The sequence below is a fragment of the Ottowia oryzae genome (assembly GCF_003008535.1).
Lineage (GTDB): Bacteria > Pseudomonadota > Gammaproteobacteria > Burkholderiales > Burkholderiaceae_C > Ottowia > Ottowia oryzae.
The window spans coordinates 1,410,001-1,432,676 of the sequence record NZ_CP027666.1; the positions used below are offsets into that span (position 1 = coordinate 1,410,001).

At 64.7% G+C, this 22,676-nt stretch carries 16 protein-coding genes and 2 rRNA genes (1 of these 18 running past the window's edge); 13 read left to right on the top strand and 5 right to left on the bottom strand.

The window, feature by feature from the left end; translation table 11 throughout:
* The 6 genes from C6570_RS06665 to C6570_RS06690 form a co-directional block, all read left to right on the top strand.
* A 23S ribosomal RNA gene (locus C6570_RS06665) occupies positions 1–2,573 on the top strand (it extends 294 nt beyond the left edge of the window).
* Between the two features lie 110 nt (positions 2,574–2,683).
* Positions 2,684–2,796: ribosomal RNA gene (gene rrf, locus C6570_RS06670) — 5S ribosomal RNA — on the top strand.
* A gap of 170 nt (positions 2,797–2,966) precedes the next feature.
* Positions 2,967–4,427: a metalloprotease TldD gene (tldD, locus tag C6570_RS06675; protein WP_106702521.1), complete on the top strand. Its 1,461-nt coding sequence runs from the start codon at positions 2,967–2,969 to the stop codon at positions 4,425–4,427.
* 227 nt (positions 4,428–4,654) lie between these two features.
* Complete coding sequence (locus C6570_RS06680; RefSeq protein ID WP_106702522.1) at positions 4,655–5,779, top strand: 3-deoxy-7-phosphoheptulonate synthase; 1,125 nt, start codon at positions 4,655–4,657, stop codon at positions 5,777–5,779.
* 290 nt (positions 5,780–6,069) lie between these two features.
* On the top strand, positions 6,070–6,381 hold the full coding sequence (locus C6570_RS06685) for a hypothetical protein (protein WP_106702523.1): 312 nt from the start codon (positions 6,070–6,072) through the stop codon (positions 6,379–6,381).
* A gap of 199 nt (positions 6,382–6,580) precedes the next feature.
* Positions 6,581–8,131 (top strand): DUF7933 domain-containing protein, encoded by a 1,551-nt coding sequence (locus C6570_RS06690; RefSeq protein WP_123812233.1) that lies wholly within the window; start codon positions 6,581–6,583, stop codon positions 8,129–8,131.
* A 177-nt stretch (positions 8,132–8,308) separates the two neighbouring features.
* On the opposite strand, the gene mpl is transcribed toward C6570_RS06690, so the two are convergent.
* The 3 genes from mpl to C6570_RS06705 all read right to left on the bottom strand — a co-directional run bounded on the left by mpl (position 8,309) and on the right by C6570_RS06705 (position 13,027).
* Positions 8,309–9,727: a UDP-N-acetylmuramate:L-alanyl-gamma-D-glutamyl-meso-diaminopimelate ligase gene (mpl, locus tag C6570_RS06695; protein WP_106702525.1), complete on the bottom strand. Its 1,419-nt coding sequence runs from the start codon at positions 9,725–9,727 to the stop codon at positions 8,309–8,311.
* Between the two features lie 170 nt (positions 9,728–9,897).
* Positions 9,898–11,379: a DUF11 domain-containing protein gene (locus C6570_RS06700; RefSeq protein ID WP_106702526.1), complete on the bottom strand. Its 1,482-nt coding sequence runs from the start codon at positions 11,377–11,379 to the stop codon at positions 9,898–9,900.
* 283 nt (positions 11,380–11,662) lie between these two features.
* Positions 11,663–13,027, bottom strand: a complete 1,365-nt coding sequence (locus C6570_RS06705; protein ID WP_106702527.1) for an NAD(P)/FAD-dependent oxidoreductase — start codon at positions 13,025–13,027, stop codon at positions 11,663–11,665.
* Positions 13,028–13,328: 301 nt separating this feature from the next.
* Here C6570_RS06705 and C6570_RS06710 point away from each other — a divergent pair, with 301 nt between their 5' ends.
* From C6570_RS06710 to C6570_RS06740, 7 genes are all read left to right on the top strand, one after another.
* Positions 13,329–13,931: a hypothetical protein gene (locus tag C6570_RS06710; protein ID WP_106702528.1), complete on the top strand. Its 603-nt coding sequence runs from the start codon at positions 13,329–13,331 to the stop codon at positions 13,929–13,931.
* Complete coding sequence (locus C6570_RS06715; RefSeq protein WP_106702529.1) at positions 13,928–14,503, top strand: TlpA disulfide reductase family protein; 576 nt, start codon at positions 13,928–13,930, stop codon at positions 14,501–14,503. Before C6570_RS06710 ends, C6570_RS06715 begins: the two co-directional genes overlap by 4 nt.
* Positions 14,504–14,690: 187 nt before the next feature.
* On the top strand, positions 14,691–15,167 hold the full coding sequence (gene accB / locus C6570_RS06720; protein ID WP_106702530.1) for an acetyl-CoA carboxylase biotin carboxyl carrier protein: 477 nt from the start codon (positions 14,691–14,693) through the stop codon (positions 15,165–15,167).
* A gap of 171 nt (positions 15,168–15,338) precedes the next feature.
* Positions 15,339–16,697 (top strand): acetyl-CoA carboxylase biotin carboxylase subunit, encoded by a 1,359-nt coding sequence (gene accC, locus C6570_RS06725; protein ID WP_106702531.1) that lies wholly within the window; start codon positions 15,339–15,341, stop codon positions 16,695–16,697.
* 68 nt (positions 16,698–16,765) lie between these two features.
* On the top strand, positions 16,766–17,653 hold the full coding sequence (gene prmA, locus C6570_RS06730) for a 50S ribosomal protein L11 methyltransferase (protein ID WP_106702532.1): 888 nt from the start codon (positions 16,766–16,768) through the stop codon (positions 17,651–17,653).
* Positions 17,654–17,692: 39 nt separating this feature from the next.
* A complete protein-coding gene (locus tag C6570_RS06735; RefSeq protein WP_106702533.1) occupies positions 17,693–19,441 on the top strand; it encodes a DUF3426 domain-containing protein in 1,749 nt (582 codons plus the stop codon).
* A gap of 79 nt (positions 19,442–19,520) precedes the next feature.
* Positions 19,521–20,426: a carbohydrate kinase family protein gene (locus C6570_RS06740; RefSeq protein WP_106702534.1), complete on the top strand. Its 906-nt coding sequence runs from the start codon at positions 19,521–19,523 to the stop codon at positions 20,424–20,426.
* A 210-nt stretch (positions 20,427–20,636) separates the two neighbouring features.
* Here the strand turns inward: C6570_RS06740 and C6570_RS18385 are convergent, their stop codons facing one another.
* Both C6570_RS18385 and C6570_RS06750 read right to left on the bottom strand, forming a co-directional pair.
* Positions 20,637–21,266 (bottom strand): histone, encoded by a 630-nt coding sequence (locus tag C6570_RS18385; protein ID WP_106702535.1) that lies wholly within the window; start codon positions 21,264–21,266, stop codon positions 20,637–20,639.
* A gap of 188 nt (positions 21,267–21,454) precedes the next feature.
* The gene (locus C6570_RS06750) at positions 21,455–22,600 is read right to left on the bottom strand and encodes a ribonucleotide-diphosphate reductase subunit beta (RefSeq protein WP_106702536.1); all 1,146 of its coding nucleotides are present in this window, start codon (positions 22,598–22,600) and stop codon (positions 21,455–21,457) included.
* Positions 22,601–22,676: the final 76 nt, after the last annotated feature.

The window sequence follows — 22,676 nt, forward strand, 5'->3', positions numbered from 1 at the left end:
TGGAAAAGCCGACCATAGCAGGTGATAGTCCTGTATGCGAAAGCAGACGTGTGGTACTAGGCTAGAGAAAAGTAGGGCGGGACACGTGTAATCCTGTCTGAACATGGGGGGACCATCCTCCAAGGCTAAATACTCATCATCGACCGATAGTGAACTAGTACCGTGAGGGAAAGGCGAAAAGAACCCCGGGAGGGGAGTGAAATAGATCCTGAAACCGCATGCTTACAAAAAGTCGGAGCCCTTCGGGGTGACGGCGTACCTTTTGTATAATGGGTCAGCGACTTACATTCAGTGGCAAGGTTAACCGAATAGGGAAGCCGAAGAGAAATCGAGTCCGAATAGGGCGAATAGTCGCTGGGTGTAGACCCGAAACCAGGTGATCTATCCATGGCCAGGATGAAGGTGCCGTAACAGGTACTGGAGGTCCGAACCGACTAGTGTTGCAAAACTAGCGGATGAGCTGTGGATAGGGGTGAAAGGCTAAACAAACCTGGAAATAGCTGGTTCTCTCCGAAAACTATTTAGGTAGTGCCTCAAGTATTACCTGCGGGGGTAGAGCACTGTTTTGGCTAGGGGGTCATGGCGACTTACCAAACCAAGGCAAACTCCGAATACCGCAGAGTACAGCTTGGGAGACAGTGCACCGGGTGCTAACGTCCGGACACAAGAGGGAAACAACCCAGACCGCCAGCTAAGGTCCCTAAAATTGGCTAAGTGGGAAACGAAGTGGGAAGGCTAAAACAGTCAGGATGTTGGCTTAGAAGCAGCCATCATTTAAAGAAAGCGTAATAGCTCACTGATCGAGTCGTCCTGCGCGGAAGATGTAACGGGGCTAAGCCAGTTACCGAAGCTGCGGATGCACAGTAATGTGCGTGGTAGGAGAGCGTTCTGTAAGCCTGTGAAGGTGGCTTGTAAAGGCTGCTGGAGGTATCAGAAGTGCGAATGCTGACATGAGTAGCGTTAAAGCGGGTGAAAAGCCCGCTCGCCGTAAGCGCAAGGTTTTCTACGCAACGTTCATCGGCGTAGAGTAAGTCGGCCCCTAAGGCGAGGCAGAGATGCGTAGCTGATGGGAAACAGGTCAATATTCCTGTACCGATGTATAGTGCGATGTGGGGACGGATCCTAATAGGTCATCCAGTTATTGGATTCTGGTTTAGGCAGATGTAGGCGACAGGTAGGTAAATCCGCTTGTTATATACCGAGGCTGCCGATCGAGCGAGCTTGCTCGCGAAGTGACTGAACGGGGTTCCAGGAAAAGCCACTAAGCTTCAGCTATACACGACCGTACCGCAAACCGACACTGGTGCGCGAGATGAGTATTCTAAGGCGCTTGAGAGAACTCTGGAGAAGGAACTCGGCAAATTGACACCGTAACTTCGGGAGAAGGTGTGCCCTAGTAGTGTGATGAGAACATCTGAGCATGAAAGGGTTGCAAAGAATAGGTGGCTGCGACTGTTTATCAAAAACACAGCACTCTGCAAACACGAAAGTGGACGTATAGGGTGTGACGCCTGCCCGGTGCTGGAAGATTAATTGATGGGGTGCAAGCTCTTGATCGAAGTCCCAGTAAACGGCGGCCGTAACTATAACGGTCCTAAGGTAGCGAAATTCCTTGTCGGGTAAGTTCCGACCTGCACGAATGGCGTAACGATGGCCACACTGTCTCCTCCAGAGACTCAGCGAAGTTGAAATGTTTGTGATGATGCAATCTCCCCGCGGAAAGACGGAAAGACCCCATGAACCTTTACTGTAGCTTTGTATTGGACTTTGAACAGATCTGTGTAGGATAGGTGGGAGGCTTTGAAGTGTGGTCGCTAGATCGCATGGAGCCAACGTTGAAATACCACCCTGGTGTGTTTGAGGTTCTAACCTAGGTCCCTTATCGGGATCGGGGACAGTGCATGGTAGGCAGTTTGACTGGGGCGGTCTCCTCCCAAAGTGTAACGGAGGAGTTCGAAGGTACGCTAGTTACGGTCGGACATCGTGACGATAGTGCAATGGCATAAGCGTGCTTAACTGCGAGACTGACAAGTCGAGCAGATGCGAAAGCAGGACATAGTGATCCGGTGGTTCTGTATGGAAGGGCCATCGCTCAACGGATAAAAGGTACTCTGGGGATAACAGGCTGATACCGCCCAAGAGTTCATATCGACGGCGGTGTTTGGCACCTCGATGTCGGCTCATCTCATCCTGGGGCTGTAGCCGGTCCCAAGGGTATGGCTGTTCGCCATTTAAAGAGGTACGTGAGCTGGGTTCAAAACGTCGTGAGACAGTTTGGTCCCTATCTTCCGTGGGCGCTGCAGATTTGAGAAAGCCTGCTCCTAGTACGAGAGGACCGGAGTGGACGCACCTCTGGTGTACCTGTTGTCACGCCCGTGGCATCGCAGGGTAGCTAAGTGCGGAAGAGATAACCGCTGAAAGCATCTAAGCGGGAAACTCGTTTCAAGATGAGATCTGCCGGGGCCTTGAGCCCCCTAAAGAGTCGTTCAAGACCAGGACGTTGATAGGCTGGGTGTGGAAGTGCAGTAATGCATTAAGCTAACCAGTACTAATTGCTCGTGCGGCTTGACCCTATAACTTTGATCAATCGATCAGGTGTTATGCCAAGTGACGCCAATCAAAACAAACTGATTCACTCTATGAATTCGTCGCCCTGACCTAGTCAGGCCGGCAAAAAGTTATGCCTGATGACCATAGCAAGGTGGTACCACTCCTTCCCATCCCGAACAGGACAGTGAAACGCCTTAGCGCCAATGATAGTGCGGATTCCCGTGTGAAAGTAGGACATCGTCAGGCTATTACAGCAGCAAACGCCCAGTCAGCAATGACTGGGCGTTTTGCTTTGGGGAAGTGAAAATCTCACCGTGTGGGCATGCAGATAACCTTGAGAGGCAAGTCGACGTAGCTTCGATAGGTGCTTCGCCAGAGCCGGCGGCATCTCGCGTCGCGTCGCACTAGAATTCCTGATGATCTCCAGAGAACCCACCATTGAGCGGCTCGGCGTTGCGACCGAGTTGCTGCTGACTCCATTTGGCTTGACCGAGAGTGATCTGAGCAGGACGCTCGCGCTGATCGCCGAGCATCGGGTGGACGATGCCGACCTGTACTTTCAGTACACCCGCGCCGAGGGATGGAGCCTGGAGGAAGGCATCGTGAAGACGGGCAGCTTCTCGATCGACCAGGGCGTTGGCGTGCGCGCCGTCGCAGGAGAGAAGACTGCATTCGCGTATTCGGACGATATTTCTCTCGCCTCACTGACCGATGCCGCGCAAACCGTCCGCGCGATCAACGGTGCGTCGCAATCCAAGCGCATCAAGGTGGGCAAGCGCCAGCTGGCTCGCAGCCGCCGGCTCTACCCCGGTCTGGACCCCATCGGGACGTTGGACAGCACTGCCAAGGTAGCGCTGCTCGAGAAGGTTGAAAAGCTCGCGCGCGCTAAAGATCCTCGCGTCGTGCAGGTCATGGCTGGCCTAGCCAGCGAGCATGATGTGGTGCTGGTCGCGCGCCTGGATGGCACCTTGGCCGCTGACGTGCGTCCGCTTGTGCGACTTTCGGTGACGGTGATTGCCGAGCAAAATGGCCGCCGCGAAATTGGTTCGTTTGGAGGGGGCGGGCGATTCGGGCTCGCGTACTTCGACGAGGTGCTGATCCAACGGTACGTGGACGAAGCCGTGTCCGCCGCGTTGACCAACCTGGATTCCCGCCCCGCGCCGGCGGGTGAGATGACGGTTGTCCTCGGGCCAGGATGGCCGGGTGTCTTGTTCCACGAGGCGGTTGGGCATGGCCTGGAAGGCGATTTCAACCGAAAAGGGTCGAGCGCCTTCACAGGTCGGATCGGGCAACGTGTGGCCGCCAAAGGCGTGACGGTCTTGGACGACGGCACCATTGCGGATCGTCGTGGCAGCCTGAATGTCGATGACGAAGGCCACCCCACGCAGAAAAATGTACTGATCGAAGACGGCATCCTGAAGGGTTACATCCAGGACGCGATGAACGCCCGCCTGATGAAGGTCAAGCCCACGGGCAACGGCCGGCGCGAGAGCTACGCGCACATCCCAATGCCGCGCATGACCAACACGTACATGCTAGGCAGTGACAAAGATCCGAAGGAGATCGTCGCCAGCATCAAGAAGGGGTTGTACGCGACCAACTTCGGCGGCGGCCAGGTGGATATCACCAGTGGCAAGTTCGTCTTCTCTGCCAGCGAAGCGTACTGGGTTGAAAACGGCAAGATCCAGTACCCGGTCAAAGGCGCAACCATTGTCGGCAGCGGCCCCGAATCGTTGAAGAAGATTTCGATGATAGGCAACGACATGGCGCTGGATTCGGGCGTCGGCACATGTGGCAAAGAGGGGCAGAGCGTGCCCGTGGGCGTTGGCCAGCCGACGTTGAGAATCGACGGGTTGACCGTTGGCGGCACCGGCTGAAAAAGCGGCTGGTCGATCCATTGCATTCCGCTGTGCTACAGTCTGCGGCTATGTCTGCAACGCGCGCGTTTTACTTTAGCTACTTTTGGTTCCCGGAATCCGGCGGACGAGTGGCGCGCGCTTAAACAAACAGCAGACAAGCCAAGAATCTCGAAAACCGCCGGTGCGAAAGCCCCGGCGGTTTTTTTGTTTGAGCCCTTCGATCTCATCCCAAAAAAGGAAGCCCCATGAGCCCCAAGAGCAGCAGCCCCGCCAGCGATTCCTGGTATGCGAGCGTCGAACGAACCAGCGAGACCGACGACGAACGCATCAAGGACATCACCGTGCTTCCCCCGCCAGACCACCTGATCCGCTTCTTCCCGATTCGCGGCACCCAGGTCGAAAATCTCATCTCCCACACCCGCAAGTCGATTCGCCACATCATCAATGGCAAGGACGACCGGCTGCTGGTCATCGTCGGCCCCTGTTCGATTCACGACCCGGACGCAGCGCTGGACTACGCGCGCCGGCTCAAGCCACTGCGCGACAAGTACGCCGATACGCTGGAAGTGGTGATGCGCGTGTACTTCGAGAAGCCGCGTACCACCGTCGGTTGGAAGGGTTTGATCAACGACCCGTACCTGGATGAAAGCTACCGCATCGACGAGGGGCTGCGCATCGCGCGGCAGCTGCTGATCGACATCAACCGCCTGGGCTTGCCCGCGGGCAGCGAGTTTCTGGACGTGATCTCGCCCCAGTACATCGCCGATCTGATCAGCTGGGGTGCCATTGGCGCACGCACCACCGAAAGCCAGGTGCACCGCGAACTGGCCAGCGGCCTGTCGGCGCCCATTGGCTTCAAGAACGGCACCGACGGCAACATCCGCATCGCCACCGATGCGATTCAGGCCGCCGCGCGCGGGCACCATTTTCTGTCGGTGCACAAGAACGGCCAGGTTGCCATCGTTCACACCGATGGCAACAAGGATTGCCACGTGATCCTGCGTGGCGGCAAGGCGCCCAACTACGACGCCGCCAGCGTGGCTGCGGCGTGCGCCGACCTGGCGGCCGCCAAGTTGCCCGCTACGTTGATGGTGGACTGCAGCCACGCCAACAGCTTGAAGCAGCACGAGAAGCAGCTGGACGTAGCGCGCGACTTGGCCGCACAGATCGCGGGCGGCTCGCGCAGCATCTTCGGCACCATGATCGAGAGCCACATCCACGCGGGTGCCCAGAAATTCACACCCGGCAAGGACCAGGTGAGCGCGCTGGAGTACGGCAAGAGCATCACCGACGCGTGCCTTGGCTGGGAAGGCACGGAAGAGGCCCTGGAGGTGTTGTCCAACGCCGTCAGCGCCCGACGCGCCCGATAAGCCACTTTGGCTCTGCGTGCCCAGTGGCCAGCGGAAGCTGCTGCGCTTGCAAGAGCGCGGCGGTGTGCGGTGTGGCGCTGGCCTGGGTCGGGGCGTACCGCAATCGGCCCTTGATCGGGCCGGAAAAGCCGCAAACCAGCGGCAGGGCAGGGCATTCACCTAGGCCGCTGAGCAGGCATGCAGGCTCGCAAGGGGCGCGGCGACGTTAGACTGCGACGTTCCGATTCACCGGGCGCGGCCGAGATGCCTGCCGCCCATGATCCAACCGCAAAACCCACCGAGAGACACCCATGCAGAGCCAAGTCAGCGTTGTTCAGGATGAGCAGACCGAATGGGTGTTCGCCCTGGACGCGGCCACGCCCATGACCAATGCGGAAGGCCGCGATTGGCTGGACGCCCAGTTCGTTCAGCTGGGCAGCGAGCCCCTGCGGCCCACTGGCAAGCTGCTGTTGGCCGACAAGGTGCTGGTGGTGGCGCGCGACGCCGGCCCACGCCTGCTGAACGACGCCGAATGGGGCCCGGCCTTTGCCCGCGCCGCCAGTGCTGCGCTGGCCAAGCCGGTGGTGCGGGTCGACCTTGGCGCGATGGCGATTTCCTATTGAACGGCAGCTGACCGGGTGGTCGCCTGGCCGCAGCTTTTTGAGCATAAAAACAGGCTCTGGCGCAGTCGCCGCTTGCGCTGGCAGCTATTGTTTTTGAAGTGTTTATTTGCCGGCTGCGGCAGGGCGCGCAAGGAGCCTGGCCGTCAGCCGGCCGCAGTCACCCAACGACAATCGGCGGGATCTAGACAGGGAGGAAGCCATGCGGGCAGCACAAGGTCTGTTGGACGTTTGCAAGCGGGTGCAGAAACTGGCCGCCGTGACGGGCGCGCTGATGGTGGCCGCATGGCTGCCCAGCACCGCGCTGGCGCAGGCGCTTCCCACGCTCAGTTGCAGCACGCCCAACCGCATCAACACCGGTACCGACGCGGCGGGTACCCTGGTTGGCTACAACCAGGCCGATCCGTACTGGCAATACACCCCGGTGGGCTCGGACGAAGCGAACACCCTGGTGGCCAAATCGGCCGCGGATTGGCATCCCGCCACCGTCGTAGTACCCAGCGGCGCGCCGTGGATTTGGCAGACGTATCCGAATGCCAACTGGATTGCCGTGAACTCCAACCGCGAGGGCTATTCACGGACGTACTACCGCTACCGTTTCAATCTGGATCCCGCTGTCGCGCCGGCCGATTTCGGGCTTGGCGTGCATTTCCACGTGGACGATTTGGTGCTGGCCGTGTTCGTCAACGGCGTCAAGCAGGACGGCGCCGTGATCGGGGGCGGTTGGACCACAAGTGATCCGCACTACACGATCCCCGGCGAGTTTTCGCTGAGCAGTGGTTGGCAGGCGGGTACCAACGAAATCGTGGTGCTCGTGCAGAACTTCAGCGGGGCAACGTGGACCACGCCGACGCCCATAGGCGGCTTGTTGGTGCGTGGCGTGTCGGCCTGCGGCGGCGGCCAGATCACCAAGCAATTTGCCCCCAACGCCGTTCAGCCGGGTGGCACCAGCAACCTCATGGTCACCGTTACCAATCGCACCGACCCGCAGGTTGCTGTGAGCGACGTGCGCTTTACCGATGTGTTGCCCGCGCCCCTGGTGCTGGATGGCGCGCCGCTTTCCAACACCTGCGGCGGCACGATAACGGGCGCGTCAGGCGACGGCACGCTGGCGCTGGCGGGTGGCACCCTGCCTGCGGGCACGGGTGGCACGCCCGGCACTTGCGCCGTCACGGTGCCTGTTCGTTGGCCAGCCAGCGCATCGGCCCAATGCACGGGCGCCGCCATCACCAACACCATCACCCCCGGCCGCGCGGCGGCGGGTGGGCAGTTCAGCACGGCGGCGGGGCAGGTCAGCGCGCCCGCCAGTGCGTCACTGGCGTGCACGCTCCCGATGGCGTCGCTGCAAGTCACGGTGTCGGTGGCCGCTGGCTCGGTGGATTTGTCGGGTGAGCGCGTGCCCTTCACCGCCACGTGCCAGAACCCGTCGCAAAGCTACAGCGGCAGTGTCGTTCTGGGGGCGGGCAACACGGCGTCTACGGCGTTGGCCGTGCCGGCCGGCAGTTCCAACTGCACTTTGGCGATAGGCGCCTTGCCGACGGCACCGCCCGGATTCCAATGGGCCGCGGCCGGGCCCGCCTACGCGCAGCCCAACCCGGCGGCCGTTGCGGCGGGCGCCACCGTCCCGGGCGGGATTGCACTGGCGCTGCTGGCCGCGCCGGTCGCGGTGCCCGTGGGTGGCGGGCCGGCGTTCTGGCTCACGCTGACCTTGTTGCTGGGATTGGGCGTCTGGGCGCTGCGCCGCTGGCGTTAACGGTCGACGGGCGCAAGGTGTAGCGGCAATGCTGCCGCTTCTGGCTGCCCCGCGCCGTAAGCCTGCTTGCGGCCTGATGGGGCGCAGCGCCTGGGACTGCCGGCGCCCCCATCCTCGGGCGCACGGGATGCACGACGCATCCGCGCAGTCACGGCACCCGCCCCCTGCGGGCCGCGCTCAATCCGCGGGGCGCAGCGCCGCCAGCAGCTTGGCGTGCACGCCGCCAAAGCCGCCGTTGCTCATGCACAGCACATGGTCGCCCGCCCGCGCGGCTGCGGCGACCTGCTGCACGATCTCGTCCACCGTGGCCGCCACCTGAGCGCGCTCGCCCATGGGTGCCAGCGCGGCGGCGGCGTTCCAGTCCAGCCCCCCGCTGTGGCAAAAGGCCAAGTCGGCGTGTTCCAGCGACCAGGGCAGCTGGCTTTTCATGGTGCCCAGCTTCATGGTGTTGCTGCGCGGCTCGAACACGGCCAGGATGCGCTCGGCCTGCCGGCCCGCCGCGTCCAACTGGCGGCGCAGGCCGTCCACCGTCGTGCGGATCGCCGTGGGGTGGTGCGCAAAGTCGTCGTACACCGTGATGGCGCCACCGGCGCGGGGCACCGTGCCGCGCACTTCCATGCGGCGGCGCACGTTCTGAAAGCTGGCCAGCGCCTGGCACGCCACCGCCGGCGGCACGCCCACGTGCTCGGCCGCGGCGATGGCGGCCAGCGCGTTCAGCTGGTTGTGCACGCCCGACAACGCCCAACTGACGCGGCCCACGGCCACGCCGCGCCGCTGCACCTCGAAATCACTCGGCTCGCCGTGGGCGGTGAAGTCGCTCACCGCGCTGCCAAAGCCGGTGCGCTCGCTCCAGCAGCCTTGCGACAGCACGCGCGCCAGGCTTTCTTCCAGGTCGTTGACGACGATGCGCCCGGTGGCGGGCACGGTGCGCACGAGGTGGTTGAACTGCCGCTCGATCGCGGCCAGGTCGTCAAAGATGTCGGCGTGGTCAAACTCCAGGTTGTTCAGCACCGCCGTGCGCGGGCGGTAGTGCACGAACTTGCTGCGTTTGTCGAAAAACGCAGTGTCGTATTCGTCCGCTTCGATGACGAACAAGGGCCGTTGTTGGCCAGTGGCCTGCGCGCCCAGCCGGGCCGAAATACCGAAGTTCAGCGGCACGCCGCCCACCAGAAAGCCGGGCGACAGACCCGCGCTTTCCAGCACCCAGGCCAGCATCGACGTGGTGGTGGTCTTGCCGTGCGTGCCCGCCACGGCCAGCACGTGGCGGCCCTGCAGCACGTTTTCGGCCAGCCACTGCGGGCCGCTGGTGTAGGGCAGGCCCGCGTCCAGAATGGCTTCCATCAGCGGGAACTTGGGGTTGCCATCGGGCAGGCGGGCGCGGCTGACCACGTTGCCCACCACGAACACGTCGGGCTGCAGCGCCAGCTGGTCGGCGCCGTAGCCCTCGATCAGCTCGATGCCCAGCGCGCGCAGCTGGTCGCTCATGGGCGGGTACACGCCCGCGTCGCACCCCGTCACGCGGTGGCCCGCCTCGCGCGCCAGCGCCGCCACGCCGCCCATGAAGGTGCCGCAAATGCCCAGAATGTGAATATGCATGGGCAGCGATTGTAGGCGCGGGCCGGGTACTAAAAATCAAAGCCATTTGGGCCGCTAGCGCCCGTCTGGCCAGCGCTGGCAGCTTTCATTCCGATAGCGTAAGGCGTGAAACAGCCCGGCGCCGCGCCGCAGGATTGACCTCCTCAACGAGGCCCCCAGTTCGCGGTGCGTCAACCCCGCCCGCGCGCGCTGCGCCGCAGCGACAGCGCAGCGCCGCTGGCCATCAGCGCGGCCACCAGCGCCAGGGCCCAAGCCGACAGCGTGGGGATGGCCGGTGCGGCGATGGCGGTGAACGCCGTCGCGCGGTTGTTGGCGGTGAGCGGGTCGTTGAAGCCCGCCGGTGGCGTCAGCGTGGCGGTGCTGCTGATGGTGCCCGGCGTTGCCGTGGGCGCCACCGTCCCCGTGATGGTGTAAGTCACGCTGGCGCCTGCGGGCAGGGTGGCGATGTCAATCAAGTTGTTCGCGCCGGATGCAGCGCAAACGCCGCCGGCCGAGCCCACGCACGTCCAGGCCAGCCCCTGTAGTTGTGCGGCCATGGCGCCCGTCACGCCGGCCCCCGTGGCTGTGGATGGGCCCGTGTTGCTGGCCACCAGCGTGTAAGTGACCGGCGCGCCAATCGTCACTGGCCCGGCGGTGCCCGTCAGCGTGACCGCCAATTCGCCACCTTGTGTGATGGTGTCGGTATCGGTTTCGCTGTTGTTGACCACATTGGGGTCGCTTACGCCCGTGGGTGCGGTGATGGTGGCGGTGTTGCTCAGCGTGCCGGTGGCCGCGACGGATACGGTCGCAGACACCGTGAACGTCACGCTGCCCCCAACGGGCAGGTTGACTGCCTGGCTGAGGTTGCCGCTGCCCGAAGCCGCGCAAGTACCTCCGCCTGCGCCCACGCACGTCCAGGTAGCGCCGCTCAGCGCGGCGGGCAGCGTGTCGGTAACGGTCGCGCCGGTCACCGAGTCTGGCCCGGCGTTGCTGGCGCTGATGGTGTAGGTTAGGCTGCCGCCCGCGGTGGCGGTGGTGACGCCGTCAGTCTTGGTGATGGCCAGGTCGGCAGAAGAAGGCGGCGGCGCGTAGATGATGCGTTCAAAGGTGGTGCTGCTGTTCAGGCCCATGTCCGCGCCGCAACGATAACCACCAGCGTTATTCACGCTGTGCCAGCACAGCCGGGCGTCGTTGTCGCCCGATCCAGCTACGTCGCATTCGTTCTTGGCTACGCTGTCTCCCTGGGCGGCAAAGCCCCAGGATAAGTTGTTGTTCCAGTACCAGGCCGTGCCGTTGGCGGTGTGCGTGGTGGTCAAGTCGGTGCCGGTGTCGGTCAGCACATCGGCCCGCGGTGCCTGCGCCAGCAACTGGATCGTGCTGCTGCCGGTGGGGCGGCAGGCTAGCATCAGACGTGCGCCGGCGCATCCGGCTTGCGCGGCCTGCCACGCGGCGCCGTCGTTGCCCTTGTTGTACGTATCGCGGTAGCACTCGACCCAGCCGCCGCCGGTGACGGTGGCTACCGGCACGTTTTTCTGCGGACCGACGGGCAGGTAGCTTTGCGCCCAAGCGGTGGGGGCGCCGGACATCAGGGCCGCGGCCAGCCCGAACGCGGCGCCCCAACGGCGAGCGCGCAGGGGGCGGGACGTTGTTGTGCGCTTCAGTCCATCGGCCATGGGTATGTCTCTTGCAGCTGGAGTTGTCTCAACTTTCTGGAAGTGTAGCTTTATGTTTCGACGCGCAGAAATCGTTTTCTCCGTCCGACGGCTGATCAGCCACTGCGGCGAACGATGTGGTCGTTGCAATCTTGTCAGCGAAATTGCCAATTGGCGCAGCAATGGTAAGCGTCGGTAGCTACGCTTTTGATAGTGATCGGACAGGGCTGCTGACTGGCGGCGCGCGACGAAACCGGCCGCTGGCCGCGCCTGCGTTGGCGCCGAAACACGGCGGCGCCACGGCTCAATGCAGCTTCACATGCGGCTCGGTGCGGCGCGTGATGGTGCGCGCCAGCGTATCCAGCGCCACCTTGGTGAAGCCGTGCAGCGCCAGCTCGTGCTGCTTGTACAGGGACTTGTACATCAGCTTGGCGAAAAAGCCCTCAAACACCATGTTGCCGCCCACCAGCGCGCCCATCAGGTTGCCCACGGTGCTGTATTCGCCCAGCGAGACGAGTGAGCCGAAGTCGCGGTACTGGTAGTGGCGCAGCGGCTGGCCGGCCAGCAGCCGCTTGATCTGCCCCAGCATGAAGCTGGCCTGCTGGTGCGCGGCCTGGGCGCGGGGCGGCACGGTCTTGTCGGTACCCAGCCAGGGGCAGGCGGCGCAGTCGCCCAGGGCGAAGATGTGCGCGTCGCGCGTGGTTTGCAGGGTGGGCCGCACCACCAGCTGGTTGATGCGGTTCGTCTCCAGCCCGTCCAGGTCGGCCAGAAAGGCGGGCGCCTTCACGCCCGCGGCCCAGACGATCAGGTCGGCGTCGATGCGCTGGCCATCGGCCAGCACGACGGTGTGCGCTTCCACGCTGGCCACGCGCGCGTTGGTGTGCACCTGCACGCCCAGGCCGCGCAGCAGCTCTTCGGTGGCGGCGGACAGGCGCGGCGGCAGGCCGGGCAGCACGCGTTCGGCCGCTTCGATCAAATCTATGCGCAGATCGCGCTCGATCTGAATGCTTTGCATGCCGTAGGACACCAGTTCGCGCATGGTGTGGTGCAGCTCGGCGGCCAGCTCGACCCCGGTGGCGCCCGCGCCGATGATGGCCACGCGCAGGTGCCGCGGGGTGTCGGGGTGGCCATCGCCAGCCGCGTCTTGGTCAGCGCGGGAATGCGCGCGCAGCGCGGCGTTGACCAGGCGCTGGTTGAACAGGCGGGCGTCGGGTGCGGTTTCCAGCTTGATGGCGTGCTGCGCCACGCCGGGCGTGCCGAAATCGTTGGTCAGGCTGCCCACGGCCATGACCAGCGTGTCGTACGGCAGGCTGCGCGCGGCAATCACCTGGCGGCCTTCGTCGTCGATGTAGGGCGCCAGGTGAATCTGGCGGCGGGCGCGGTCAAGCCCCGTCATTTCGCCGGTGCGGTACTGAAAGTGGTGCCAATGCGCCTGGGCCAGGTAATCCAGCTCGTGCGCGTCCATGTTCATGCTGCCCGCGGCGATTTCGTGCAGCTTGGGCTTCCAGACGTGGGTGCGGGCACGGTCGACCAGGGTGACCGCCACTTGCCCGCGCCGGCCCAGCGTGTCGCCCAGGCGCGTGGCCAGCTCCAGCCCGCCGGCGCCGCCGCCCACGATGACGATCTGGTGCGCGCTGCCGGTGGGGGGCGTGGGTTCGCGCTCAGCCATGGCGGGCCCCTGCGCGGCTGCAGGCGCGGCGACCGGCGGCCCGGTGGGTAAAAACGCCTGCGCCTGTCACTCTGAAAATAATAGCTGCCAGCGCTGGCTGCGCCTGAGTCAGGGGCTGTTTTGACCACGAATCTGATCGGCCCATGGCCAGACGCGCCAGACCGGCGTGCGCGCAACCAAGCTGGGGCCAAGGCGAATCGGGCGGGGTCGTGCGGGGCATGCGGGCGGCTCCTGCGCGGTGGGCGCGTGCGGGTTTGGCGTTCACTTTAAGGGATTGACGCGGGCAGGGCAGAATGCGCGCATGGAAACCCTGACGCACGAGATCGCCGCGCACGCCGCGCGCCTGGTGGTCGAAGAAGGGCTGGACTACGGTGCGGCCAAGCGCCGCGCGCAGAAAAGCCTGGGCGCGCCGCCGCGCACCGCCCTGCCAGACAACGATCTGATGGAAGCCGAGGTGCGCGCCTACATCCAGCTGTTTCACGGCGACACGCAACCGGCCGAGCTGGCCGCGCTGCGCCGCCTGGCGCTGGTGTGGATGCATCGGCTGGCCGAATTTCGCCCGCACATCGCCGGCGCGGTGTGGAACGGCACCGCCACGCGCCTGTCCGACATTTATCTGCAGCTGTTCTGCGACGACCCCAAATCGGCCGAGATCGCGCTGATCGACAACCGCGTTGCCTACGACGCGCAAAGCATCACCGGCTTCAACGGCGCCACCGTGGAAGCGCTGAGCTTCAGCACCCCCGCGCCCGAGCTGGGCGAAACCATCGGCGTGCACCTGATGATTCACGACCACGACGACCTGCGCGGCGCGCTGAAACCCGGCAGCAACGGCCGCGCGCCACGCGGTGACGCCCGCGCGCTGGAGCGCCGCATGGCCGAAGCCGAAGAGGCCGCCCCATGAGCACCACCCCCACACAACCACCCGGCGCGGCGCCCGACGCACCCGGCCAGGCCAGCGGCCATTCGCGCCGCTGGGTCATGGGCGCCGTGGGCGTGCTGGCCGCCGCAGCCGGCGCGGGCGTCGCCCTGAAGCGCTTCAGCCCTGGCGCGGTCGATACGGCCAACCTGGCCGGCTTTTGGGATCGCAGCTTTCCAACGCCCGACGGCGGCACGCTGGCGCTCAGCAGCCTGCGCGGCCAGCGCCTGCTGCTGAACTTCTGGGCCACGTGGTGCCCGCCGTGCGTGGAAGAGATGCCGCTATTGAGCGCCTTCTACACCCAAAACAAGGCCAACGGCCTGCATGTGCTGGGTTTGGCGGTCGACAAACCGGCGCCGGTGAACCAGTTTCTGGCCCGCGCGCCCGTCAGCTTTCCGGTGGCGCTGGCGGGCATGGAAGGCGTTGATTTCAGCCGAACCCTGGGCAATGAGGCCGGCGCGCTGCCGTTTTCGGTGCTGTTCGGCGCAGATGGCAGCATCAAGCAGCGCAAGATCGGCCAGCTGCACGCCGCCGACCTGGCGGCCTGGAACGCCTGACACTGCCCCGCCGGCGCTTACCGGTGCGGCGGTGCCATCGGGGCGCCAAAAGAGGCCTTCAAGCGGTGACATCGCTCAACATCCGTCACAAAGGTCGACGTGGGATTGGGCGAAATTGAAACCAAGTTATGCAAAATAGGGCGAAATTGAGTTAAATTCGCACGATTTCCCCATTCACAGGCATTGCATGGACCTGCGCAAACTCAAGACCCTGATTGACCTCGTCTCCGAATCCAACGTGTCGGAGCTGGAGATCACCGAAGCCGAAGGCAAGGTGCGCATTGTCAAGGCTGGGCATGGAGCTCCCGTTCAAACCGTCTACGCACCGATGGCCGCACCAGCCGCTGCCCCGGTCGCCGCGCCTGCGCTGGCGCCGGCTGCTGCGCCTGCGGCCGAGGCGGCTGCCCCTGCGGCCGCGGCGGCCCCTTCGGGCTTCGTCGTCAAATCGCCCATGGTCGGCACGTTCTACCGTTCGGCCAGCCCGGGCGGCAAGGCTTTCATCGAAGTTGGCAGCCAGGTGAAAGAGGGCGACACGCTCTGCATCATCGAGGCGATGAAAATCCTCAACGAGATCGAGGCCGAGAAATCCGGCACCGTGACCCAGGTCCTGGGCGAAAACGGCCAGGCCGTCGAATACGGCCAACCCCTGTTCGTGATCGAGTAAGTGGACGGCAACGGCCTTTCCCGCCCGCGCGTGCGAACGCTCGGGCGCCCGGCGGCCCCAATGGCGGGCGGACGGGGTGGGCCGGGCCGGCATCCTTCATTTCTTTTCCACCGCGGGCGGGCTGGCCGACCTTCGGCAAGCGCCACCGCTCGGTGAGGCGCGGGAGTTTCGATGTTCAAGAAGATTCTGGTGGCCAACCGCGGCGAGATCGCGTTGCGTGTGCAGCGTGCGTGCCGCGAGTTAGGCATTAAAGCGGTCATGGTGTATTCCGAGGCCGACAAGGACGCCAAATACGTCAAGCTGGCCGATGAGGCGGTGTGCATCGGCCCGGCGCCGTCCGCGCAAAGCTACCTGAACATGCCGGCCATCATCTCGGCGGCCGAAGTGACGGACGCCGAGGCCATCCACCCCGGCTACGGCTTCCTGAGCGAAAACGCCGGGTTTGCCGAGCGGGTGGAAAAAAGCGGCTTCCAGTTCATCGGCCCCACGCCCGAGTCGATTCGCATCATGGGCGACAAGGTGTCGGCCAAGCAGGCGATGATCAAGGCGGGCGTGCCCTGCGTGCCCGGCTCGGAAGGCGAGCTGCCTGAAGACCCGGCGGCGGTGCGCAAGATCGCCAAGGCGATCGGCTACCCGGTGATCATCAAGGCGGCGGGCGGCGGCGGCGGACGCGGCATGCGCGTGGTGCACACCGAGGCGGCGCTGATCGCCGCGGTGCAGATGACCAAGGGCGAGGCGGCGGCGGCGTTCAACAACGCGGCCGTCTATATGGAGAAATACCTCCAGAACCCGCGCCACATTGAAATCCAGGTGCTGGCCGACAAGTACAAGAACGCCGTCTACCTGGGTGAGCGCGACTGCTCGATGCAGCGGCGCCACCAGAAGGTGATCGAGGAAGCGCCGGCGCCCGGCATTCCGCGCCGCCTGATCGAACGCATTGGCGAGCGCTGCGTGGCCGCCTGCAAGAAGATCGGCTACCGCGGCGCGGGCACGTTCGAGTTTTTGTACGAGAACGGCGAGTTCTACTTCATCGAGATGAACACCCGCGTGCAGGTGGAACACCCCGTGACCGAGCTGGTGACCGGCGTGGACATCGTGCGCACGCAGATCATGGTGGCCGCGGGCGAAAAGCTGCCCTTCACGCAGCGCCAGATCCAGATGAAGGGCCACGCGATCGAGTGCCGCATCAACGCCGAAGACCCGTTCAACTTCACCCCTTCGCCCGGCCGCATCACGGCCTGGCACGCGCCGGGCGGCCCTGGCGTGCGGGTGGATTCGCACGTGTACGCCAACTACTTCGTGCCGCCCAACTACGACTCGATGATCGGCAAGATCATCGTCTACGGTGACACGCGCGAGCAGGCCATCGCCCGCATGCAGACGGCGCTGTCGGAAACGGCCATCGAGGGCATCAACAGCAACGTGCCGCTGCACCGCGAGCTGATGATGGACGCGCGCTTCATGGAAGGCGGCACCAACATCCATTACCTGGAGCGCTGGCTGGAAGCGCGCCAGCGCACCGGTCTATAAGCCAAAACATGCTCCAGCGCTGGTGCAGCCAGCGCTGTCAGCTATAAAAACAATAGTATTGCCATCAGATGTTTGAACTGCGCCTGACCTGCCCGGAAGACCGCGTCGAGCCCATCACGGAAGCGCTGGACGCGCTGGACGCGCTCAGCGTGTCGGTGGAAGACGCCGACGCCGACACCGACGCCGAACGCGCGCTGTTCGGTGAACCCGGCATGCCGCCGCCCGCGCAAAGCTGGTCGCGCACGCGCGTCGTGGCGCTCTTCCCGGAAGAGGCGCCTGCGCAAGAGGCCGCACGCCTGCTGGCGCTGCAAGACTTCTTCGACGGCTGCACCGTGCAGGCCGTGGCCGCCGTGCCCGATCAGGACTGGGTGCGGCTGACGCAATCGCAGTTTGAACCGGTGCCCGTCACGCCCAGCTTCTGGATCGTGCCCACCTGGCACGAAGTGCCCCCCGAGGCGCGCACCGTGATCCGGCTGGACCCAGGCCTGGCCTTTGGCACCGGCACGCACCCCACCACGCGCATGTGCCTGCGCTGGATCGCTGCCAACGCGCCGGTCGGCCCGCGCGTGCTGGACTACGGCTGCGGCTCGGGCATCCTGGCGATCGGCGCCGCGCTGCACGGCGCTGCGCAGGTGGACGCGGTGGACATCGACGAAGCGGCCGTGGGCGCCACGCAGGACAACGCCGCCGCCAACGGCGTGACGCTGAGCGCGGGCCTGCCCGACGCCGCGCAGGGCGTGTACGACACGGTGCTCGCCAACATCCTGGCCACGCCGCTCAAGGTGCTGGCGCCCCTGCTGTGCCAGCATGTCGCGGCCGGCGGCGCGCTGGTGCTGGCCGGCGTGCTCGAGCGGCAGACGGCCGAGCTGCAGGACGCCTATGCGCCCTACCTGGCGCTGGACGTGGCCGATGCCGAGGACGGCTGGGTGCTGCTGGTGGCGCGCCGCCCGGCCTGACGCGGGGCGGCCTAACGCCGCTGCCTACAATTCGCCCCCATGAGTTTGATCACGCGCTGCCCGAGCTGCTCGACCTTGTTCAAGGTCGTGGCCGACCAGCTGCGCGTGTCGGGCGGCTGGGTGCGCTGCGGCAACTGCCAGGAAGTCTTCGACGCCTCGCGGAACCTGCTTCCCTACGAGGAAAGCGTGGAGGCCATGGCGAAAATCTCGCCGCCACCGCCACCGCCACCGCCACCGCCACCGCCGGAGCCGACACCAGAGCCGCTACCGGAGCCAGAGCTGGAGCCAGAGCTGCCGACGCCGGAACCTGAGCCGGAGCTGGGTCCGGAGCCAGCGTCTGCGCCCCAGGGGTTCGTCGCATCAGGCGAGCCACAGGCGCCGTCGTGGCATGAAGCTGTGTCGGATCAGGCGCCTGCGGCAGCGTGGGCGGCAGAGCCAACCTCGGCGGACGTGCCATCGGCACCAGCACCGTCAGGCACGGACGCAGAACCGCCGCCGGCGCCCTTACCGGCTTCTCCGGCGCCGTCCTCGCAACCCCATGACGCGCCCGCGCCGGAAGTTGCTGAGCCGCCCACCGCATTCGACCCACCGACCCCCATCGCGCCGCCGCCGCCCAGCGCGCGGGCAGAGACGCCCGACGGGGTCTCGTTCACGCTGCCGGCTGGCGCCGACGCGCACGAAACCAGCGCGGCGGTGCCGGGCGCTGCGCTGTTTCTGCGCCGACGAGAGCGAGACACGGTGCCCACGGTGGCGCCTGATGCGCCGCCGGTCACGCCCGCCACATGGAGCCCGGCCAGGGCCTCATCCTTGCCCGATGAGTTGGAAGCCTGGCGCAGCGCCCGTGCGCGCGCCCGTGGCGATGCGCCGGACTCGCAACCCGCGCCGCCCGAATCTTCTGGCGCGCCACCGGACGCCGGCGATTCGACTACGCGGCCCAGCGCCCTCAAGCCAGACGCCCCCGCACGGGAAGCTGCTGAGCCGGAAGGTGGGCCGCAAGACGCGGCGCAAACAGCGCCCGCGCCCGCGCCTGACGTCGATCAGACGATACGAACCACCCGCCGTCGGCGCCCGCGGGCTGATGCGCGCGACGCAGGCGCCGCAGCCGCTGGCGCCACGGCCGGCCCGGCGGCGAGCGGCGCTGTCGACTTCCTGCTCAGCGACATCGGTCAATCACCGGCGAACGGTGCGAAGCCCCGCAAATCGTCCGACCGCACAGCCGACGATGAGGCCAGTCGATCTGGCCCGGTATCTTTGTTGCCCGACGGCAGCGAGCCCTCGTTCGTCGCCGCAGCGCAGCGGCGCGCGTTCTGGGGATCGACGCCCGTGCGCGTCGCCCTGCGCCTGGGCGCCGTGTTGCTGCTGGCTGCGCTTGGGATGCAGGTCGCGCTGACGCACCGCAGTTGGCTGGCCGCGCACGCGCCCGCCACGGCGCCCGCGTTGAACGCACTCTGTGCGCCGCTGGGTTGCACCGTGGCGCCTTACCGCGATCTGGACGCGATCCTCATCGACAGTTCGGCGTTCAACCGCACCGGCGCAGCATCTTTCCGTTTCACCGTGACCTTGCGCAATTCGTCGGCCGTCGCCGTGGCCACGCCAGCGCTGGAGCTGACTTTGACCGATGCGATGGAACAACCCGTCGTGCGCCGCGTGGTCAGTGCCGCCGAGCTGCACGCGCCGCCCACTCTGGGCGCGCGCGGCGAGTTTGCGGGTGCCAGCGCGCTGGACCTGGTCGGCGTGGACAATGCCAGCGCCATCACCGGCTACCGCGTGGTGGCTTTTTACCCCTGAGTTTTTACCTCTGAACCTGCCGCGCGACCTCCTTGCTCCTCATGGCGGTCGTGCTGCTTGACTACTTTCCTTCTGATTTATGGCTACCCTGATTTGCGGCTCTCTGGCGTTTGACACCATCATGGGCTTCGAAGGCCAGTTCGCGCAGCAGATCCTGCCTGAGCAGCTGCACATCCTGAACGTGTCTTTCCTCGTGCCGACGCTGCGGCGCGACTTTGGCGGCTGTGCCGGCAACATCGCCTACGCCATGCGTCAACTGGGCGGCGTGCCGCTGCCGGTGGCGGCGGTGGGCAACGACGGCGGCGACTACCTCGACCGGCTCAAGCAACTGGGCATCAGCACCGAGTTCGTGCGGCAAGAGCAAGAGACGTACACGGCGCAGGCCATGATCATGACCGACCGTGCCAACAACCAGATCACCGCTTTTCACCCGGGGGCGATGTCGATGGCGCACCGCACCCGCATCCAGGCGCGTGAGGACATCCGCCTGGGCATCATCTCGCCCGATGGGCGCGACGCCATGCTGGAGCACGCCGAGCAGTTCCACGCGGCGGGCATTCCCTTCGTCTTCGATCCGGGGCAGGGCTTGCCCATGTTCGACGGCAAAGAGCTGGCGCGCTTTGTTGAACTGGCCACTTGGGTTACGGTCAACGACTACGAAGGCCGCATGCTGTGCGACCGCATCGGCGTCGGGCTGGACGCGCTTTCTCGCCGCGTGAAGGGCCTGGTGGTGACCTTGGCCGCAGACGGTTGCGAGATCTGGCAGGACGGGCAGCGCACCCATGTGCCCGGCACGCCAGCGGCCGAAGTGGTCGACCCGACCGGCTGCGGCGACGCCTGGCGCGGCGCCATGCTCTTCGGGTTGGAGCGGGGCTGGCCGCTGGCACGCTGCGCGGCGTTGGGCAATCGGCTGGGCGCTCTGAAAATCGCTTCGCGCGGGCCGCAGAACTACACCGTCGATGCCGACGTGATCGCCAAGGCGTAACCCGATTTCGGTTTGGCCGAGTGAGCGCACCGCGCGCTCGCCCCGCCATCCTTCAACGCGCGTGCTTGCCGCGGGCTACGCGCTCAGCGTTCGACCGGATCCTGTGTCGCGGCCCAGGAAATCCAGCAAGAAAAAACCCGCCGGGCAAATTGCCGGGCGGGTGGAGTGCTTGGCCCACCCGGGCGTGCCCGGGCTGGCTCAACCACACGGTCAGGGCTTGCTGGCCGTCGGAAACGGCCACGCAGCCTGAGGGTTCAGGGTCGTCTGGGCGGCAGGCTTTTTCGCGGCAGCCTTCTTGGGCGCAGCCGCTTTGGTGGCGGCCGGCTTGGCAGCGGCGGCTTTCTTCACAGGCGCCGCTTTCTTCGTCGAGGCAACGGTCTTCACGGCGGCTTTTTTGGCCGGTGCAGCTTTCTTCGCTACCGCAGCTTTGACTGGTGCCGCTTTCTTAGCCGGTGCGGCTTTCTTGGCGACAACTTTCTTGGCGGGTGCTGCCTTCTTGGCCGGCGCGGCTTTCTTGGCTACGACTTTTTTAGCCGGTGCCGCCTTCTTCGCCGTGGCCGCCTTGGTGGTGGTGGCTTTCTTGACGACAGCTTTCTTGGCCGACGCCGCCTTGGAGGCCGAAGCGGCCTTGGCGGTGGTGACCTTAGTGGCGGCCTTCTTGACTACGGCTTTTTTGGCCGGTGCTGCCTTGGTGGCCGAAGCCGCCTTGGTGGTGGTTGCAGGTTTCTTCACTACGGCCTTCTTGACCGGTGCTGCCTTGGTGGCCGAAGCCGCTTTTTTAGCCGATGAAGCCTTCGTTGCTGCGGCCTTGTTGGCGGCCGGTTTCTTTGCAGTTGCCATTTTTCTCTCCTTGATCAAGTTGAACTCTCAACAGCAGGAAACGCTTCGTGCCTGTTGGGACACACAAAGCGATTCATGGCGCTGGCCTGCGGACCAACACCATGAATTTGGGCGCAACCCCGCTGCAGAGGCGATCCTCGGCGAGCGGGGTGCAAATACGAAGGCATACACAAAGGCGTGGGCGTCTCTCAGTCCCAGGAAAGCGCGCCGCCGGACTGGTACTCGATGACCCGGGTCTCGAAGAAGTTGCGTTCTTTCTTCAAGTCGATCATCTCGCTCATCCAGGGGAACGGGTTTTCCTCATTCGGGAACAGCGGCTCCAGGCCGATCTGCGTAGCGCGCCGGTTGGCGATGTAGCGCAGGTAGCCTTTGAACATGGAGGCATTCAAACCCAGCACGCCACGCGGCATGGTGTCTTCGGCGTAGCGGTATTCCAGCTCGACCGCTTTTTCAAACAACACCTTCACTTCAGCCTTCAAGGCGGGTGTCCAGAGGTGAGGGTTCTCGAGCTTGATCTGGTTGATCAGGTCGATGCCAAAGTTGCAGTGCATCGACTCGTCGCGCAGGATGTACTGGTACTGCTCGGCCGCGCCGGTCATCTTGTTCTGGCGGCCCAGCGCCAGGATCTGCGTGAAGCCGACGTAGAAGAACAGGCCTTCCATGAGGCAGGCGAAAACGATCAGGCTCTTGAGCAGCGTTTGATCGGCTTCGGGCGTGCCGGTTTTGAAGTTCGGGTCCATGATCGCGTCGATGAACGGGATCAAGAATTCGTCCTTGTTCCGGATCGAATCGACTTCATGGTAGGCGTTGAAGATCTCAGATTCGTCCAGGCCCAGTGATTCGACGATGTACTGGTAGGCGTGTGTGTGGATCGCTTCTTCAAACGCCTGGCGCAGCAGGAACTGGCGGCACTCCGGCGCGGTGATGTGCCGGTAGGTGCCCAGCACGATGTTGTTGGCGGCCAGCGAATCGGCGGTGACGAAGAAGCCCAGGTTGCGCTTGATGATGCGGCGCTCGTCTTCGGACAAGCCGTTGGGGCTCTTCCACAGCGCGATGTCGCGCGTCATGTTCACTTCCTGCGGCATCCAGTGGTTGGCGCAGGTGGCCAGGTATTTTTCCCAGGCCCACTTGTACTTGAACGGCACCAGCTGATTCACATCGGTCTGGCCGTTGATGATGCGCTTGTCAGCGGCGTTCACGCGGCGCTGGGTGCCATCGGCTTGAGTAGGTTTTTCGCGGGTCGGTTCCGCCAGCGTCGAAGTCGGCAACGCGGTTGCCTGCTGCAAGCGGGGTTGCAGTTCGGTGCTGGATTGATCTTCGTCCCAGGTCAACATGATGGTTCAGTGCTCCAATTATGGGAGCAACGCGTTGAAATGCAAAGCATTCGAACGCGTTGCGAAGGGTTTGAGG